Origin of the sequence: Affinundibacterium flavidum, from assembly GCF_014284175.1 — a bacterium.
Taxonomy (GTDB): Bacteria; Pseudomonadota; Gammaproteobacteria; order Burkholderiales; family Burkholderiaceae_D; genus Undibacterium; species Undibacterium flavidum.
Window position 1 is genome coordinate 62,522 of the sequence record NZ_JACOGA010000001.1, and the last position, 18,006, is coordinate 80,527.

13 protein-coding genes and 2 tRNA genes are annotated in these 18,006 nt (G+C 43.2%); 8 read left to right on the forward strand and 7 right to left on the reverse strand.

What is annotated here, in order from left to right:
- The first annotated feature begins 262 nt into the window (after positions 1 to 262).
- Positions 263 to 1,882, forward strand: a complete 1,620-nt coding sequence (locus H8K55_RS00270; RefSeq protein WP_186940026.1) for a M1 family metallopeptidase — start codon at positions 263 to 265, stop codon at positions 1,880 to 1,882.
- A 198-nt stretch (positions 1,883 to 2,080) separates the two neighbouring features.
- Here H8K55_RS00270 and H8K55_RS00275 read toward each other — a convergent pair whose 3' ends face one another.
- Positions 2,081 to 3,919: a M61 family metallopeptidase gene (locus H8K55_RS00275; RefSeq protein ID WP_186940027.1), complete on the reverse strand. Its 1,839-nt coding sequence runs from the start codon at positions 3,917 to 3,919 to the stop codon at positions 2,081 to 2,083.
- Positions 3,920 to 5,553: 1,634 nt separating this feature from the next.
- Between H8K55_RS00275 and H8K55_RS00280 the strand changes: the two genes are divergently transcribed.
- On the forward strand, positions 5,554 to 5,877 hold the full coding sequence (locus H8K55_RS00280) for a site-specific integrase (RefSeq protein ID WP_186940028.1): 324 nt from the start codon (positions 5,554 to 5,556) through the stop codon (positions 5,875 to 5,877).
- Between the two features lie 78 nt (positions 5,878 to 5,955).
- On the opposite strand, the gene H8K55_RS00285 is transcribed toward H8K55_RS00280, so the two are convergent.
- A tRNA-Ser gene (locus H8K55_RS00285) sits at positions 5,956 to 6,046 on the reverse strand.
- Between the two features lie 190 nt (positions 6,047 to 6,236).
- On the opposite strand from H8K55_RS00285, the gene murJ reads away from it, so the two are divergent.
- Positions 6,237 to 7,787 (forward strand): murein biosynthesis integral membrane protein MurJ, encoded by a 1,551-nt coding sequence (gene murJ / locus H8K55_RS00290; protein WP_186940029.1) that lies wholly within the window; start codon positions 6,237 to 6,239, stop codon positions 7,785 to 7,787.
- Between the two features lie 108 nt (positions 7,788 to 7,895).
- Here murJ and H8K55_RS00295 read toward each other — a convergent pair whose 3' ends face one another.
- Complete coding sequence (locus H8K55_RS00295) at positions 7,896 to 9,812, reverse strand: ATP-binding cassette domain-containing protein (protein ID WP_186940030.1); 1,917 nt, start codon at positions 9,810 to 9,812, stop codon at positions 7,896 to 7,898.
- A gap of 585 nt (positions 9,813 to 10,397) precedes the next feature.
- A tRNA-Arg gene (locus tag H8K55_RS00300) sits at positions 10,398 to 10,472 on the reverse strand.
- Positions 10,473 to 10,521: 49 nt separating this feature from the next.
- On the opposite strand from H8K55_RS00300, the gene H8K55_RS00305 reads away from it, so the two are divergent.
- Positions 10,522 to 11,013: a hypothetical protein gene (locus H8K55_RS00305; RefSeq protein ID WP_186940031.1), complete on the forward strand. Its 492-nt coding sequence runs from the start codon at positions 10,522 to 10,524 to the stop codon at positions 11,011 to 11,013.
- Positions 11,014 to 11,202: 189 nt separating this feature from the next.
- Here the strand turns inward: H8K55_RS00305 and H8K55_RS00310 are convergent, their stop codons facing one another.
- Positions 11,203 to 12,066, reverse strand: coding sequence for a hypothetical protein (locus tag H8K55_RS00310; RefSeq protein ID WP_186940032.1), 864 nt, complete (start codon positions 12,064 to 12,066; stop codon positions 11,203 to 11,205).
- A 394-nt stretch (positions 12,067 to 12,460) separates the two neighbouring features.
- On the opposite strand from H8K55_RS00310, the gene H8K55_RS00315 reads away from it, so the two are divergent.
- The 4 genes from H8K55_RS00315 to H8K55_RS00330 all read left to right on the forward strand — a co-directional run bounded on the left by H8K55_RS00315 (position 12,461) and on the right by H8K55_RS00330 (position 15,524).
- Positions 12,461 to 12,907, forward strand: a complete 447-nt coding sequence (locus H8K55_RS00315) for a hypothetical protein (RefSeq protein WP_186940033.1) — start codon at positions 12,461 to 12,463, stop codon at positions 12,905 to 12,907.
- Between the two features lie 96 nt (positions 12,908 to 13,003).
- Positions 13,004 to 13,294 (forward strand): hypothetical protein, encoded by a 291-nt coding sequence (locus tag H8K55_RS00320; RefSeq protein WP_186940034.1) that lies wholly within the window; start codon positions 13,004 to 13,006, stop codon positions 13,292 to 13,294.
- Positions 13,295 to 13,496: 202 nt separating this feature from the next.
- Positions 13,497 to 13,823 (forward strand): hypothetical protein, encoded by a 327-nt coding sequence (locus H8K55_RS00325; RefSeq protein WP_186940035.1) that lies wholly within the window; start codon positions 13,497 to 13,499, stop codon positions 13,821 to 13,823.
- Positions 13,824 to 13,994: 171 nt separating this feature from the next.
- Positions 13,995 to 15,524, forward strand: a complete 1,530-nt coding sequence (locus H8K55_RS00330) for a primase-helicase family protein (protein ID WP_186940036.1) — start codon at positions 13,995 to 13,997, stop codon at positions 15,522 to 15,524.
- Positions 15,525 to 16,026: 502 nt separating this feature from the next.
- On the opposite strand, the gene H8K55_RS00335 is transcribed toward H8K55_RS00330, so the two are convergent.
- Both H8K55_RS00335 and H8K55_RS00340 read right to left on the reverse strand, forming a co-directional pair.
- On the reverse strand, positions 16,027 to 16,998 hold the full coding sequence (locus H8K55_RS00335; protein WP_186940037.1) for a hypothetical protein: 972 nt from the start codon (positions 16,996 to 16,998) through the stop codon (positions 16,027 to 16,029).
- Between the two features lie 13 nt (positions 16,999 to 17,011).
- The gene (locus tag H8K55_RS00340; RefSeq protein ID WP_186940038.1) at positions 17,012 to 17,989 is read right to left on the reverse strand and encodes a DGQHR domain-containing protein; all 978 of its coding nucleotides are present in this window, start codon (positions 17,987 to 17,989) and stop codon (positions 17,012 to 17,014) included.
- Positions 17,990 to 18,006: the final 17 nt, after the last annotated feature.

Here is an 18,006-nt window from a genome sequence, read left to right on the forward strand (position 1 = left end):
AGCCTTACGTTGTGAAAAAAAGTAAAATCTGAATAGATTGTACTTGAGCCTTAACCTTGAAGCTTGATCAAAAGCTTGGTCAAAAATTTTCTTTGTTATTCTTTGAGTCTATGATTTCTGATAAGTTCACGTAAATGCCCATTATTTTGGATGTCTATTTGTTGTCCGCATATTATTTATTGTTGTTGCTATTTACTTTTCATTTTTAGTTTGGAAATCTACAAATTTTCCAAGAAACCTATCCAAATTTTGTTGATTGTTTATGAAAAAAATATTATTTCTTATGCTGCTTGCTCCGCTACTTGGCGGAATGGAATTGGTTTGGGCGAAGGATTTTTATGTCAAGAATCCCGCGATCGATGTAGAGCGTTACCGTTATTTCATTGAGTTGAATGACAATGATGCTCAGATTAAAGGTCGGGCAATGATACGGATTCATGCATTGTCCGCCTTGCGTGAGTTTGAATTAGACCTTGGGCAACGCGACGAGTCGGGGAAGGGCATGGAAGTCTCTTCAGTCCGTATGGCTGGCCAGACTCTGGTTGCACAGCAAAATGGCGACAAGCTCAAAATTCAGTTGGCCGAAACCTTAGTGGCGAACACGTGGTTTGAAATTGAAGTTACTTATCAAGGTGAGCCGAAATCGGGACTATTTATCAGCAACAATAAATTTGGCGAACGCGTTTTTTTTGCTGATAATTGGCCTGATCATGGCCATCAATGGCTGCCAAGTATTGATCACCCAAGTGATAAAGCGGCAGTGGAATTTATTATTACAGCGCCGATGCAATACGCCGTGGTTGCGAATGGCTTAAAGATAGAAGAGAGCAGTTTGGATGGGAATCGCAAGCTCACACATTGGCGTGAAGATGTACCGATTCCTGTCAAAGTGATGGTGATTGGCGTGGCTCGTTTTGCGATGCAAGAGAGCGCTCGCCTGAACGACATTTCTGTTACGAGTTGGGTCTTTCCGCAAAATCGTCAGGAAGGTTTTAACGACTATCAAGTCGCGGTCAAGGCACTCGATTATTTTCAAAAAAATGTAGGACCTTATCCTTACAAAAAATTGGCGAACGTCCAATCCAAGACGCGCTTTGGCGGCTTAGAAAATGCCAACACGATCTTTTATTTTGAGAATTCCGTCACTGGAAAAGGCGAACAAGAGGCATTGATTGCGCATGAAATTGCCCATCAATGGTTTGGCAACTCCACCACTGAAAATGACTGGCATCATGTTTGGTTAAGTGAAGGCTTTGCGACTTATTTTGCCAACCTTTATATCGAGCATACTTTTGGTCGTGAAGCTTTCGTCAAACAATTGTTAGCGAATCGGGAGAAGGTGCTTCGTTATCATCAAAAAGTAATGCGACCCATTATCGATACTAGCATTCAAGATCCCAAGTTTGTCTTGACGCCAAATACTTATGAAAAGGCAGCTTGGATGTTGCATATGCTCAGGCACCAATTGGGCGATCAGGTTTTTTGGCAGGGAATACGCGCTTACTACGCGAAATTTTCTGGCAAAAATGTGCTCAGTGCGGATTTTCAAACTGTGATGGAGCAGGTATCAGGTAAGGATTTGTCGACCTTCTTTCAACAATGGCTGTATCAAGCCGGCTACCCTAGTTTACATGTGCAATGGAAATACGACGCGCCTACCAAGACTTTAAAATTGCATGTGGAGCAAATGCAAACGCAGGCGCGATTTGACTTTCCTTTGGATATTGCTGTGCAAACTCGTGACGGCAAGATGGAATTACATACGGTGAGAGTAAATAATAAACTTCACGATTTTAGTATTCCTCTACAAGGAGAGACTAAAGCGATCAGCCTTGATCCTTTGGTAAAGCTATTATTTGAGGCTAAGATTGAAAACAGATAGTTGGTGCTAAATCAGAAACAAAGGTCAGAAGCTAAGTTGTATTAGTTCAGGCGCTAAGGTCAGTACCTATGGCTAGAAATGAAAAACGTCGGCGCAGAGTGATCAGAGCCGACGTTTTTTATTGCGAAGATTTTTTTAATAATTCTTCTTAGTAATCCGTGTTAATTGAGTGAGCAATCTGGTTACTCAATTAGACGCTTACTCTTTGGATTTCTCAGCGGATGCACTTGCTGCAGGTTTTGCAGCAGGCCAGGCCACACCGGTCCAACTCGCATTCAAAGCTTTTTGCTCTTCTGTCACGGCATCGATTGCTTTAAGTTTTGCTTTGCCTTTCACCTGGCGGCTAGGTGTGAGTGTAATTTCACGTAACTCATCACGGCGGAACACGGTAAGCTTGATCGGTGTTTGCTGTAACAGCCACAGCTTATCGTTAATATCTTTTGGCGTCAGGCGCAAACCGTTTGCTGCAACCAGCGTATCACCCGCAACTACGCCGGCTTTCCACGCAGGGCTATCACGTTCCACTTCGATCACGACGGGATGATCGCCAGTGTCGCGGGTACGCCACCCAGTGAACCATTCTTCTTTTTGTTCATCTTCTTTGCCACCCTCAACGAGGTAGCGCAGACCGACTTGCGGCAAAAGGTTTGTGAACGGAATTTCTCCGGTGCTGTCGACATATTTTGCCCACCAAGCTGACCAGTCATTGCCGGTAACATGCTTGAGAGCCGTACGAACATCGGCTTCAGAATAACCACCTTTGTCGACAGTGTGGTGTTGGTATAAATATTGATGAACGTGCTCGAAGCCTTTGGCGCCTTTGGTTTGATGGCGAATTTCGATATCCATCGCCCAGCCCAATAACATACCTTTGCTATAGATATTCACTGAAGCATTGCGGGCACGTTCGCCACCTGCGTCGATCCAGGTGTCAAAGCTGGATTCCGCCGCGCTCTGTTGGAAGCGACCAGGTTGATGTTCATATGCTTGTAAAGCCTTCGCAAACTCTTCCATGAATTCATCACGATTTTGCAGCCCGGCGCGCAAGGTCAATACTTCTTCAAAATAAGAAGTGTTTCCTTCAGCCATCCAAATTAAGCGCGAATAATTTTCTTTCTGATATTCGTAAGGCACCATTTCTTTTGGGCGATAGGCTTTCACATTCCATGTGTGAACGAATTCGTGAGCCGCAGTGCGAATAAAACTTAAGTACTCTTTGCGCGGCGCAAATCCCCAGCGCGATTTTTGTATCACCGTTGAATTGATATGCTCAGTTGCGCCACCCACGCCATCGGTCGCATGCACGATAAATAAATAGCGCTTAAATGGAAACGCGCCAAACATCTTCCGACCTTCTTCGACGACTTTTTTCAAATCGATCGCCATTTTCTTGCCGTCGTAATTGCCGCGTCCCCAGATCGCTAATTCGATGGTGTGACCGTCTACATCAAAACTGTGGAATTCATGCTCGCCAGTCTCAATCGGGGAGTCAATCAATACGTCGTAGTTCTTCGCCACGAAGCAGTGATCGCAGCTACCCTTGTCCATGCCTGAGCGAGAAATCCAGTTTGATGGCATATCTAGTTTGACGCTAATCGCCTGGCTGCGAAATGGTGCGGCGTACATCAAAATACCGCTGGCATCCAAGTACGCGTGGGTATCATCGATGTGTTGCGTGCGTTCGCCTAAAGCATTCGCATACACTTCATAAGAAATTTTGACGGTATCGCCTGGTTGGGTTTTTACCTGCCAGGTGCCTTTATCAGTTTTCATAAAACTGAGTGGCTTACCTTTTCCGTTCGTTGCAACAAATTGTCGAACATTCTTGCCTAGGTTGAGAATTTCGTAACGACCAGTACGCCAGATTGGCATTTGTACATCTAGCGATTTCCCGCTGACGGCTGGAAAGTCGATATTCACTTCCGCCAAATGTTGCGCAGGGTTGGTGATTTTGATTTGGTATTGAACATCCGCAAAGGCCGCAGGTGCTGCCAGGGCGCAAGTCAGTGCAAGTGAACTAAGTAGAGTCTTTTTCATTGTCTATTTACTTTGTTTTAATAGGTTGATCTGTGAAAAAAGCAGTGCATAGCAAGCATGAATGCAAACTAATTGATTGTCAACGAAGAGCGTAAAGTGAAAATTTATTTTTATTATTTGTGTGCTTCAAATTGACAATGTGAATCAAGATACAATCAATTTTAATTCGGAGTCGAAGCAAAAGAATGCCATTTGTATCGAAGTGAGGTAGCGAGAGATTAATTAATCAAGGCATTGACTGAGGAGAGTCAGGATATTGTAAATAGCGGATTCCTTCGCTTGGTGGAGATAAAAATGGAAAATTTAGAAAATATATTTTCAATCAAGCTTTGATCTTCTTTTTCATTTACGCATAAAGTAAGCTCGCATAAATGACGTGGTTTTCTGAATTCTAGAGAAGAGAAGGGGACTCGCCGCCCTGTACACTATGAGCCTGTGTGTTATGAAGTGGCGTATGGATAAAGGGTTTTGGTCTAATTAAAGCCAAGCAAAGTTATTGAGCACCTCACAAATCCGCTCTCACTATTTGCAACAATGCACTTTTTGTCGAGTCGGTTAAATATTTAACTTGGGAAACATACTATCTTGAGTCAGTATTCATGAGGGTTTCAATAGAGTTGAAACAAATTGCACATTTTTTCGTGGTCGGTTATCTTTTCATTTTGTAAAATTAAATCGCGTAGGTTCCGATGACTCGTCTCGTACTAATTGCCCTGATTCTCGCCGTCTCCATCGCCGCGAGAGCTGGCGAGCCCACCTCTAAAATTAGACCGTCAGAAACTAGACTATCAGAATCTGTCCTACGCGCGGAGATGGAGCGCGGGTGCAAGGAAGAGGCGGCAAAGAGGCGGCACACTTTTGACGACAGACGAACAACGCCATACTTGAAATGGGCCACAGGCCCGTATCTTGGAAATACATTTTGCGCGTGCATTGCCGAGAGATACGTGAGGAGATTACCTCAAGGAGGGCCGCGTGAGGAAGAGTCCGAGGTGGACAATTCACGCGTTCTCGAGGCGTCGTACTCGTGCCTTCTTGCGGAGTGGCAGCAGACGTTTCCAGATTGGTGTCCCGCAATCCTCAGTGAAATCAACGGACAGATCGGAAAAGGACGGACTAAGTCTTCGGCTCAAGTGTGCGGGTGCGTTCGGCAGCAGCTAGAAGCGTTGGAGCCGGGACAGCTTATGGATTTCGCCAAGGCAAATAGAGCCGACTACATAGAATTTCGCCGCACGGGCACTATTTCTGAGGCGCGGAGTCCGTCTATCTTCGCGGGACTAACCAAGTGTGGAGTTGGCTCTCGCCAAACAAATACACAAGCCAAGTAGCAGGAGCTTTTCGATGGCGAGACCTAACCCTTCCATCTAGCGGAAGCGCAACTGTATGCCACGCATGGCCCTCATTTCATTTTGCTCCATGCGCGTCCTGCCGCTGCGCGCCGCTCATGTCAAGCGTTATGTTTAAGGATAAATTTATTCTCAATCTAACCTCAAGCTGTCCGCTTGCGGTCAATCTCTTGTCTCGTTTTCCTAGTGAATACAGGGCTTTTTATTTGCCATGTCGATTGTCGCTTCAGGCGATCTTCGAGAGTTGAAAGCGGTTATAAGCACATGATGATTAAATAGTTAGATGAATTGCGCCAAGCGATTGAAATGGCAAAGGACGTGCGACCAATTCAATCATCAGAATTTTTATTTTGCAATCGTGATGGTAAAGGATATTTTAATGAGGCAACTGGTAGGGCAGGCGGCTGGGAATCCTTGTGGCGTGGATTTTTTGCTCGTGTAATGGCAGAAACCAAAATAACAGAGAAATTTACCGAGCATGACTTGCGCGCTAAATGCGCTAGCGATGCTAAAACCTTGGAACATGCGGCAGCTCTTTTGTCACATGCGGATAGTAAAATCACCGAACGAGTGTACAGGCGAAAACCTGAATTTGTGGAGCCGCTACGGTGAAAAATAGTAATTTGAATAGCGCAATCAGTTTGAATAGCGCAAAAAATAAGGCTCTCACGTGGAGAGCCTTATAAATTCTGGCGGAGAAAGGGGGATTCGAACCCCCGGTAGGCTATGAACCTACGCACGCTTTCCAGGCGTGTGACTTAAACCACTCATCCATCTCTCCGATTTCGTCAAACGCCTTAAATTGCTCTAAGCCATTTGGTAAGCTCGAAAGTATAACAGTCAAATACGTGTTTGTAAAACCTTTCTTCGATCCGTGCGGCATTTGTCGAGTGGGGATGCTAGGTGTAACGATGTTTTTTATTGAGCTCTTCGCGAGGATTTTACTGTCTCAAAGGCTATAATCTCGCCCCATGAACTTATTAAAAACTCTCGCTGCAATTAGCAGCATGACCATGCTGTCGCGTATTACGGGATTGATCCGTGATGTTTTGTTTGGTGCTTATTTTGGTGCTGGCGCCATGATGGATGCTTATGTCCAGGCATTTAAGATACCCAATTTTTTCCGGCGATTGTTTGCAGAGGGGGCTTTTTCTCAGGCATTTGTGCCGATTTTAGCGGAGTATCGCAATCAAAAAGGTGAGGATGAAGTCAAAGAACTGGTCGATCATGTGGCGACGGTTTTGGTTTGGGCTTTGTTGTTCACCTGTGTGATTGGAGTAGTCGGTGCGCCCGTCCTTGTCGTGATGTTTTCCTCGGGTTTCTTGAATTCGCCGACTAAATTTGATTTGACGGTGAACTTGACCCGCATCATGTTTCCGTACATCGGCTTCATGTCTTTGGTGGCTTTGTCGAGTGGTATTTTGAATACTTGGCGCCGTTTCAAAATTCCGGCGGTCACCCCCGTCTTGTTGAATCTCTCCTTTATCTGCGCAACCTTATTCTTGACTAGCCATTTGCGGCAACCGATTTACGCCTTAGGGATCGCCGTTTTTTTCGGTGGCGTTTTGCAACTGGCGATACAAATTCCATCGTTGATTAAAATCGGCATGCTGCCGCGTATCACGGCAAATCCGGCATTTGCCCTACGTGACCCGAAAGTCCGCCGAGTGTTGCGTCAAATGGGACCTGCGGTATTAGCGGTGTCGGCAACGCAAATTAGTATTATGATTAATTCGACTTGGGCGTCTTGGTTGCCTGATGGTAGTGCTTCTCAGCTTAGCTATGCTGATCGACTAATGGAGTTTCCATCGGCGATGTTGGGCGTGGCCTTGGGTACGGTGTTATTGCCGAGTTTGTCTAGTGCTAAAGCGAATGCCGATACGAAAGAATATTCAGCGCTGCTCGATTGGGGGTTGCGTTTAACCTGTCTATTAGCCTTGCCTGCTGCAGTGGGTTTGTTGACTTTGTCGGATGCCTTAACTGCGACTTTGTTCCACAACGGGAAATTTGATGCGCATGCTGTGCATGAAACTGCAAAGGCAGTCTCCGCCTATGGTGTCGGCTTGACAGGTTTAATTTTGGTGAAAATATTAGCGCCGGGCTTTTATGCGCAACAAGATATTCGTACACCAGTAAAAATTGCGTTGATCGTCTTAGCGGTGACGCAGGTATTGAATTTACTATTTGTGCCTTTTATTCAGCAGGCAGGATTGGCATTGTCAGTGGGTTTGGGGGCTTGTGTGAATGCCTTTCTGTTGTATCGAGGTTTGCGTCGTCGTACTATTTTCGTGCCCGAGGCAGGGTGGTTGAAGTTCCTGTTGAAATTGTCGGCAGCATTGGTGTTGATGGCGATTGTCGCTCTGGGATTATCTATGCAAGTTGACTGGATTGGTCACCAAGCGCATAAATGGATGCGTGCTGGAATGATGGGGGGAGTGATCTTGACTTGTATGCTGATTTATTTTGCAGCACTATTTGTGATGGGCTTTCGCGTACGAGATTTTAGAAAAGTATCGCGCTAGTTCCTTGTTTCATTCTGTATGGTGAGCGCCAATAAAAAAGAGAAGCATTGCTTCTCTTTTTTTTGTAGTGACGATCTAAGCAAGATTTAGCCAAGACTCAGCCAATATTTAACCGCCTATGGTTTCCCATTTTTCTAACGCAGCCATCAGTAATTCGTCAATTTCCGCAAAGCGTTCATTGAGTTTTTTGATGGCGTCTGGCGTCGCATCTTTATAGAAATCACCATCGGTTAGTTTTTCAGAAATTGCCTTTTGCTCGGCTTCCAAATTGCTGATCAGGTTAGGCAATTCATCCAATTCCTTTTGCTCTTTGTAACTGAGTTTTTTCGGCTTGGCTTCGGCTTTGACCGCTGGCGCCGTCATGCTACTTACGGGTGACTTGTTATCACTTTTCGGTTTGCTTGGCGCAGCCACAGCTTTGCCTGCTGGTGAGTTTTTGTAGGTTTCCCAATCGGTATAGCCGCCGATGTATTCTTTCCAAAGGCCATCACCTTCGGACGCGATTACTTGCGTGACCACGTTGTCGAGGAAGGTTCTGTCATGGCTGACTAAGAATACGGTACCTTCGTAATCTTCCAACAGCTCTTCAAGTAATTCTAGAGTGTCAATGTCCAAATCATTGGTCGGCTCATCGAGTACCAAGACATTGGCTGGCTTGGCAAACAATCGCGCCAATAAGAGACGATTACGTTCGCCACCGGACAAAGTCTTGACTGGTGAACGTGCACGCTCAGGTGCAAATAAGAAGTCGCCGAGGTAAGACATGACGTGCTTGCGCTGCCCATTGATTTCTACAAAATCGCTACCCGGGGAAATTGTTTCTGCCAAGCTGACTTCTTCATTGAGTTGCGTACGCATCTGATCGAAGTAAGCAATTTGTAGTTTGCTACCTTGCTTGACTGTACCGCTATCTGGTTGATCTTCGCCCAAGATTAATTTGAGCAAAGTCGTCTTGCCTGCACCGTTTTGACCGATCAAACCTATCTTATCGCCACGCATAATAATGCTGGAGAAGTCATTGACGATATTTTTAGGACCAAAGCTCTTGCAAACATTTTCCAGTTCCGCCACGATCTTGCCTGAGCGTTCGCCGGTCGTTACGTCGAGACGTACCTGACCTTGTTGATCACGACGCGCCGCACGTTGCAGGCGCAATTGCTCAAGGCGTTTTACCCGACCTTCATCACGTACACGACGGGCCTTAACGCCTTTGCGTATCCAAATTTCTTCTTGCGCCAAAAACTTATCAAATTTTGCCGCTTCAACTTCTTCGATTTCTAACTGTTCTTCTTTGCGAACTTGGTAGGTCGTAAAATTACCAGGGAAAGACGTGATCTTGCCGCGATCTAATTCGATAATGCGAGTCGTCACATTGTCCAAGAAGCTACGGTCATGGGTAATGAATAGCACGCTACCTTTGAAATCTTTTAGTAAGCCTTCTAGCCATTTGATGGAAGAAAAATCCAGGTGATTGGTCGGTTCATCAAGTAGCAATACATCCGGCGCGCTGACTAAGGCGCAAGCTAAGGCTACGCGTTTTTTCATACCGCCAGAGAGCGTGCTCATGATCGCATCTTTAGATAAATTTAATTTGTCTAAAGTCGTTTCAACTGTATTACCTAAACTCCAGGCGTCGGCCGCGTCGAGTTGCACTTGAATATCATGCATGCGCTCCATTAGCGCTTCATCATTATCACCACCGAACTGACCGGTGATCGCTTCGTATTCTTGCAATAGCTTTGGTAAATCACCTAAGCCAGAAGCCACTGCATCAAACACCGTCTGATCTGGATCAAATTGCGGTTCTTGCTCAACATAAGCAATTTTGATATTTTGCTGCATGACCAAGAGGCCATCGTCGAGCTTAAATTTGCCTGCGATGATTTTGAGCAAAGAAGATTTACCCGTGCCGTTACGTCCGATCAAACCAACCCGTTCTGATGTTTCGATGGAAAATTCTGCGTGATCGAGGAGGGCAACGTGACCAAAAGCCAGTTGTGCATTGCTAAGAGAGATGACTGCCATAAAAATACTTCTGCCGAGCTAAAAAGAGCCGATGCGTGTAGATGATAAAAACGAGGAAAGGCGCTATTGTACGCTAGTTGCATTCGGTTTCACCGATTGCGTTTGATCGCATTTGATTGTTGTTGGTCTGTCAGGTAAGATGGCGGGCTTCGTTTGTTGCGGTGTTTTTAATTTTTAACCAATGAACGAAGGAGTCCATGAAAAGGCTTTAGTCGGGATGCAGTGCAAGGCGACTCCCGCAGCAATACGAAAGTATTGCGAGGACAGCCAACACCGCAATGCGCCCGAATAATGCCTTTGCATGGATTTCGAAAGTCTCTCCGTAGCACAATGGATAGTGCACATGCCTCCTAAGCGAACTATTCTACGCTTAAAAAAATAAAAAACTGAATAAATTCAAGCATTTAAATACTTTCGAGTCCCTTCGTTTCCCCTAATTTCGTGTCCCAATTTGTCCCAAATTTGTCCCAAAAAGTTTAAGCTATTTTGTTCGGACGAGTGAAATTCGCCAAGACATATGATTGACGATTAAAATAACGAGTATTGCGAATGGAATTTACAGCTAGTATTTGACTGGGTGTGAAATGGTATCGCCAGCAGGAATCGAACCTGCATCTATCCCTTAGGAGGGGATTGCACTATCCATTGTGCGATGGCGACCCCAAGCCCATCATTATAACCTTTTCAGCAGTTTTATGAGTGAGAGAGAATGGAAATTCAGAACCAACTAATTGAACATCTCAAAGGCAAGACCAATGGCAAACTTGTGATGACCCCCAAGCAGTTGGCGGAAGAAATCCCCATCTCACCAAAACAGCAAAGCAAACTCAGGGAAGAAAAGAAGTTCCCGATTCCACATCAAAACATTGGACGCAATGTTTACTATTCCATTTTCCATATCGCTGATTTTTTGTTGACTGGCTCGGTGCAGCAAACTGCGGAGCCAGAGGTTAAACTCAAAAAAGAAAAAACAGCGCCGAAGAAGGTAAGCCCTCAAACTTCCAGTGTGAATTTGTCGCACTTATTTTTGCTCAGGGCATTCGCTGGAAATCTATTCGCTCAGGCAGAAGAGATTACAAATCTTGCTGAAAATATTTTGAAGTACCAAAATTCTGCCGAAATGGTTGAGCGATTTAGCGAAAAATTTAAGCCCAAAGGCACACTCAAAGATAGTGATGAAGAGAGCGATGGAAAAATTTAAGTTAGCTTGATAAGCGGTTTAGGGAAACAGCCAAGTCAGTCGGATGGCATTTTTGTTTTTTCAGCTTCACGACGTATACCGCGAACAAAATAAGAAATTGGTGTACCAAATTGTTTGCTCGGAGGTCGTCATAATTTCTTCATGTCTTCCAATAAGTTGGATTTCGTTTGTTCGCTGGGGTAGTGCTGTCTAATCTGTTGCTACTAGATTTTTATACGACCATTCCTCAGTATTCAAGAATTCTGCAAGGGTTGCGCCAAACGAAACTTGTTCTTTGACCGCCTTGGCCAGCACACCTCTTACCAAATAATGGCAATGGGGCAGTAATTCATTTTTTTTGAGGCTTAAAACATATAGGGCAATCGTGGTGATTATTTGACCTGCACTCAGGGTGATGACACTACTGTCCTTCACAATTGATTGATTGTTTGCTGTGACCCATTCGCCGGAGAACCTTTGTTCCCAGTTTGACCCCAAAAGCCGTTCCCAATTTTGCTCAGAGTCCGTTAGCCATTTGGGTATGTTGTCTATGGATTGAACATCTTTTGCTGTCAATGCCAGCACATTGAAGTCCTCATGCAATTCTTTGCTGCGGTCTTCGGATATTAAATCCCATAGCTTTTGAAGATCAATATCACGAGGAAACCGGTGCGAAAAGATGACCATGACCCGTTGGTGAAACGACCAACTTTCATCAGGGGTTACACCAGTGATCTGATAAATTTCACTATCCACCACTTGCTGGCAAATTTCCATATTACCTTCAAGAATTTCCCACAATGGAAATCCATCTGGTCCCGAGTAAAACACGTCGGCAGTGCCAGGCAGAATTTTTTCAACTTCTGCAATAAATTTTGATTCTGGTTCAGTCTTTCTATTGTCGTGGCGTGACCAGCGACTTGCATCCGTTAGCAAATTTCTAAATTGAAGAAAAACGACTAAATCAGAAATTTCATTCTGCTTTGCCGCTGCCATTACAGCTTCCATCCAAGTCTTAATTTTCAGTCCCTTGACGCCTACAAATGCGCCATTCACTTTTTTGCTAGTTTTCATCGTAGTGAACTATTGAGTAAATTCTTCATGATGTAAGTATCTCAAATGCCGTGTAAAAGTACTATTGGTAATTTTGAAAACAAGTTGTCTCCAAAAGATCTTTCCAACTCCTCATTCCATTGCCTATTCAGTTTTTGCACGTTATCGCCCATAACGTGCAATCAAATTTAATGCATTTTTTATAAAATGGCAGCAACACTTGTTAAGGGAAAAAATATGAACACTGAAAACAATGATGACTTTGATTTTGATCTCTGGCTTAGCGCATTTGAGTTCATCAGAATTGGTAGTTTGGCCGAAGCAGTTTTTGCACGTTATAGCCCATAACGTGCAAACAAATCCAATGCATTTTTTTATAAGATAACAACATCAACACTTGATAAAGGAAAAAAATATGAACACTGAAAACAATGATGACTTTGATTTTGATCTCTGGCTTAGTGCATTTGAATTCATTAAAACTTGTAGGTTGACCGAGGACGAATGGAACGACCATTACAACACCGTAACCGAGGACGAATTCACGAAAAACGGCTGCCCATCGTGCAAATATGAATGCGAAAAAGACTTTGGGGAGTTAACGCAATATGTGATTGGTTACTGGGATATGGGAGAGTTCAACGAGGTCATTTTTAGTGCCTTCAACGAAGAATTGGCGATAGAGTGGTTTAAGGAAAATTATGAGCCTAGAAGTCGCTACGCACCTTATATCGCTCGTTGTGAAACATTTTGCGAATCGGAAAGACGTATTAAATCTGGCGATACAGACCTTCCGTATGACGGACAAATAGATCGCTTTGAAAATTTTGGCAATGCCTATTACGAAGCACTATACAACTGATTAAGCAGTACATTCAGCGATAAAGAATCATCGCTCAACAAGGTAGTTTTGTAGCACAAGGAGAAGTAAATCAACATTTAAACGAAAGGAAATCGTATGCAAGTAATTAAAGAAGCAATAAAAAATAAACAAACTTTGATGATCTGTTACAAGGGATTGCCAAGAATCATTGAAGCCCATGTTTATGGCGCAAATTCAGCAGGACATGAATTCGTGCGAGGCTATCAAATTGGTGGGACAAGTTGTACTGATGAAGTAGGCTGGAAGCTATTGGACATCAGAAAAATTCAAGCTGTTACTATCATTCCCGATCAGCATTTTGCCAATCCAAGGCAAGGTTATGTCAGAAACGACCCTGCAATCACCACCGTCTATGCACAGGTGTAAAACAGCATAGAAATAATTAACCCACGACAGGTAACAATGAAAGTGGGTTAGTAGTTGCAAAAAATTAGCAACAAAAATACAGCGACGAAATTTCCAAAAAATAGAGCGACTTTGCCGGGAGTAGCGGCAATCCAAAATCTCAAGAGCAAATCTGAGATCTGGAAAAAAAACAAAACAATCCACTATTTTTAAAGGAAAAATTATGTCTATCAAACACAAAAAACACCCAGTCCGTTCCGCCATCTCCGGCATCCAAACAATCAAAGATGTCGCTGATGCAGCAGGCATTGTCTTGGATAAAAATCTTTCACCAATCAGCTTATCTCTTTGGGCAAATTTGACCGAGGGGTTATATGAGCACATGACGGGCGAAGCAATGGGCATTATGTTTGCTTTGATTATTGATATTGCCCACAAAGGCTATTCCGTTACTGATATTCAGTCCATCCAGTGCAATCAGTCGGGGAATAATTTTTCTTTGAAGTTGTACTTCAAGGACGAATCCGAATGTTCAGCGACTTTGCACTAATAGCGATTCACTCACAATCACAGCGACGCACCTATGTGTAGAACCCTGTTGCCGCAGGGTTCAAGGTGACACAACGGTTCAGGTCTGCGGGTGCAGGCTATGAAGTTCCACCGTATCCATGGAAAACAAAAACTCAAAATATTGGAGAACATTATGAACACAACAGACAATTTGAACGAAGAATTTTTTGACCCGTTTGGCGATACGCCTCCCACCGTGGGAGATTCAAATAGGGATGTTAAAGATGGTAAAACTGTCGATAAATTCAGTGGGATTGCAAGCGAATTGGCTTTGCTTCGCGACTTGCAAGAGTTCCGTAAAAAATATGCGATTATCAATCGGACAGGAAAGACTTATGTCTGCTGGGAAGACAAATTTTTGCAACAATTGGAATTCCAAAACATCGCAGACTTTCACAACTTTCATGCCCACCATTTTCATTTTATCCCACAAGGAAAAGCAAAATCAGGCAAAGTGCGTGAAGACAAGAAGGTGCTTGTCACACAAGCCTTCCTTGAAGATAAATTGACGACTCGCTATGAAGGAATCGTCTTTGATCCCTCAGAGTCGTGCGGTAAGCATTACTGGAATTTGTGGCGTGGATTTAAGGTGCAAGCCAAGCAAGGTGATATTTCCCTTTTCTTGGATTTAATTTCCGCCTTGTGCAATGACGATCAAACTTGTATCACCTATCTATTGAACTATTTGGCACACATGGTTCAAAAGCCTGCCGAATTGCCAGAGGTTGCCATCGTAATGCGAGGAACTCAGGGTATCGGTAAAGGCTCACTCATGAAAACGATTGGCGAATTTACCGATAACTATAAACACTTATCTTCAACCAACAGCTTAACTGGCACATTTAATGGTCATCTCTTGAATGCTTTCGTTATTTTTGCAGATGAAGCCGTGTGGGGTGGCGATAAATCAGCAGAAGGACGATTGAAAGCAATGATTACCGAAGGCACGAATACGATTAATGATAAAGGGCGACCTGAAATTCAAGTCCGTAATTATTCCCGTATTTTCGTTGCATCTAATGAGGAGTGGTGTGTGCCTGTGGGTGAGGAAGATCGTCGTTTCTTTGTGATTGATGGTAGCCCTCGTTATAAGGGGAAAACAAAGCCAGGTGAGTTCTTTTATCAATACAATGAGTGGATTAAGAATGGCGGTCGTGAAGCGATTTTTTATGCCCTTAAACATCGTGACATCTCAGGATTTTCACCACGAGATTTTCCAAATACAAAAGCACGTATGGCATTAATGATTCGTAGCTTACCGATGCCGGAGCGATTCATTTATGAAGTCTTGAATGGTACAGCCTTGGTGGAAGAAAAAACGATTGTGAAGACTCCTGATGGCTCCCATAGCCGTTGTTATCGCAATGCCTTTTATGCCGATTGCCTAGAATGGTGCGACAGCCAAGGTTTTCGGTTTATGCCTAGTGCAGATGAAATGGGGAAAGCCATGAGCAAGGTATTTGCCTTTGAGCAGGACAACCCTAACTGGCGATCCAATTGGAAGAGTAAAACACAAGGATATTTTTACCAATTGCCAAGCCGAGCAGAAAGTATGAAGCGATTCGCTCAAAATATTTGCAGGGCTGAGCCAGCGATGGTTTTCTTTGACTATGAAGATGAAAACGAGTTGAAAACCAACGACGATAAATCCAATATCGTCAGTTTTCAGAAGCTGGCTTAGTTATTTCAAGCTGCAACCACCAAAGAGCCGAAAGGCTCTTTTCCATTTCTGGGACTGCGATATTTGATCATGCGGAATGCGCAGAACCGTAAAAATTAATGCCGGCAATACTCTTATTGTGAAACATATGCTGGCATTAGCTTTTCAGCGAGAAGAACCGTAAGAGTCAACAGTCATGCATGTTTCATGGAGTAAAACAGGTTCTGCACGAATGATTGAAATTAGGTGCAAGTAAAAAGCTCTATCGCTTCTCAGCTCTTCTTCTTTATATCAATTATTTAGAGTAGAACCGCAGAACCTATGGGAACAGTAATGTGTGCCAATGCTGTCAAGGTCCTATGTAATTTTTTTAAGAGTAGAACTGCGCGGAACGATAATGCGACATTCTCGCCGAAGATAATAATTTGCTTTTTTAAAAATTGCAGTGATCAATTTTTTATAACGAAAATTTGCAGCCTGAAATACTAAACAAGCGATGTGCAAAATAGTCAATTAAAAAAAATTATCGTCGTGCTGATGTTTGAGGTGTCAATAATCTAAGGGCGCCGTGCTTTAGAAATGAATCGCCTTTACTGTTCCTGTCTCTCAGTTCTTCAAGAAGCTCCCTCATAACAGATATCGTAAGTAAGCTACCTTTTGAAAATTTCAGAAGATCTTGATTCTCCCTATATCCAGATATTTCAAATGGATTTCTTTTCCAGCTTGAATAATTACTGATTAAATCAGATCTAAAATTTTTGGAGCGCTCATGGGGATACCAAGTTCCATAATCATGTCGGTAATTAATTTTGTTGCGAACAAAGGAAAGCCAATTGGATGAATGGTTATGATTGTCTGTTTGGAGGATCTTACGCAAATCATCTAAAACCAAAGCTACATCTTGACGCTCCGACACAGTTGACGCACTAGATTTACTAGAGAGTACCTTTTGCTCAAGTTCCCTAAGAAGAATTCCAAATTGTTTCCAAGCATCCTCATGCGATCCCTTGGCTTGTTTACTCATACGAAAGACGTTGTTTGCAACATCAATTTCTACTCGATATAGTTCATCGGAGACCCTGCTATTTGTATTACCCGTGCTATTGATAATTTTGTTTAAAGTCTTAGATTGTGCCGAATCAATCTTTGGAACACAAATTGCAAAAATTCTGCAAATTGCATGACATGCAAAAAAAGATGCGTAATAACTTCTTATAAGCGACCACGCAGTTGATCGAGTCAATTCGTTTGGGTTATCTATGCCGTAAATTGTTTCGAAGGCAGCGATTGCCATTCGGTTAATATCGTGTGCAACTGCATTCTTCAACTCATCAAAATCAATCGGCACAAAGAGCAAATCTTGATTGCTGTCAACTCCTTGAAAAACATATTTACCTTCACTTAACCATGCTTTGAAAGAAGTCGTTGATTTGCCAGAGACTTCATTTATACCCGCCATCCAATATGGGCGAAGAACTTCTGCAAAAGTTGACATTAATTACGTCCGATTAAAGAGAAAATGCTTTCGATAAAGGAGTAGTCATCAATTCTACGATTGCTTTATATGATTTTAACCTCGTAGAAATTTGCACCTTAGTAATTTTTGCAAAAACGGGTTGCAGGACTTCAATAAAATTCTCCATTTTGTAGTCTCCTTCGAACCGATCTTTAACCCTAGAAGCAACTTCTGGGAAAAATGATATAAAGGCTTTAAACGCTGTCGGATTAACTAACAGTTCTTGAGCACCAAGCTTTTTTAATCCTCTATAAACTGCCGATAAGTAGGCGTTAAAAATTTCATATAACTCGTCAATATCTTTACCTAGCAAAATATCATTAACCGTCAAGAAACTGGCGTTAAACGTAGTACGTGTTAGTTTTCCTCGAGCTTTTTCATGAGGTGAAAGAAGTCCAGTTAGTACACTATCTGAACTCTGATGAAAGGTGTCAAAAAGTTCGCGTAGTAAAGATTCGCTATCTTTTTCCAAGTCGGCAAGGTGTTTTATATCGAGCAAAAGTTCATTGGGAACGGGCTTCTGCTTGGTGTTGATATCAATGAATAAGCGCGTTTCCTCTTTTCGAGAAAGTTTTTCATAAATAATTACGGGGACTCGCAAATGACTTGTAGCAAGATTGTATCCCCAAATACGGTGCTGTCCGTCAAGCACTAGAAATGCCTTGGGGTGTTTTTGGAATCGTAATGCACGTCGCCCAGCTTTTATCTCTAACTGTGCTTCTTGTTGCGCCGACAAAATAATAGCATTTGGCACAGTGCCAAAGCCACTATCAACATAATCCGCAATTTCTTGGGCCCTTTTCTTATCTAAGACCCGTTGAAAGCCTGTCTCAGGATCTTCATCTCGGGTGGTGACAAAGCATGTTTTTGCTAGAACATCCGAGGGTAAAGTTAGGCTATAAAACTTATATTTGTTCTGAGTAATAAGACTAAATGTAGCATTTACTTCTTCATATTGTTTTTCGGCCATATAAACTCTCGATTGAT

What these genes read in the sequence shown, in the direction of transcription:
- H8K55_RS00335 (WP_186940037.1), bottom strand. Translation starts at nt 16,998, where the DNA reads ATGTCAACTTTTGCAGAAGTTCTTCGCCCATATTGGATGGCGGGTATA.
- H8K55_RS00315 (WP_186940033.1), top strand. Translation starts at nt 12,461, where the DNA reads ATGAACACTGAAAACAATGATGACTTTGATTTTGATCTCTGGCTTAGT.
- H8K55_RS00320 (WP_186940034.1), top strand. Translation starts at nt 13,004, where the DNA reads ATGCAAGTAATTAAAGAAGCAATAAAAAATAAACAAACTTTGATGATC.
- H8K55_RS00310 (WP_186940032.1), bottom strand. Translation starts at nt 12,066, where the DNA reads ATGAAAACTAGCAAAAAAGTGAATGGCGCATTTGTAGGCGTCAAGGGA.
- murJ (WP_186940029.1), top strand. Translation starts at nt 6,237, where the DNA reads ATGAACTTATTAAAAACTCTCGCTGCAATTAGCAGCATGACCATGCTG.
- H8K55_RS00325 (WP_186940035.1), top strand. Translation starts at nt 13,497, where the DNA reads ATGTCTATCAAACACAAAAAACACCCAGTCCGTTCCGCCATCTCCGGC.
- H8K55_RS00305 (WP_186940031.1), top strand. Translation starts at nt 10,522, where the DNA reads ATGGAAATTCAGAACCAACTAATTGAACATCTCAAAGGCAAGACCAAT.
- H8K55_RS00340 (WP_186940038.1), bottom strand. Translation starts at nt 17,989, where the DNA reads ATGGCCGAAAAACAATATGAAGAAGTAAATGCTACATTTAGTCTTATT.
- H8K55_RS00270 (WP_186940026.1), top strand. Translation starts at nt 263, where the DNA reads ATGAAAAAAATATTATTTCTTATGCTGCTTGCTCCGCTACTTGGCGGA.
- H8K55_RS00275 (WP_186940027.1), bottom strand. Translation starts at nt 3,919, where the DNA reads ATGAAAAAGACTCTACTTAGTTCACTTGCACTGACTTGCGCCCTGGCA.
- H8K55_RS00295 (WP_186940030.1), bottom strand. Translation starts at nt 9,812, where the DNA reads ATGGCAGTCATCTCTCTTAGCAATGCACAACTGGCTTTTGGTCACGTT.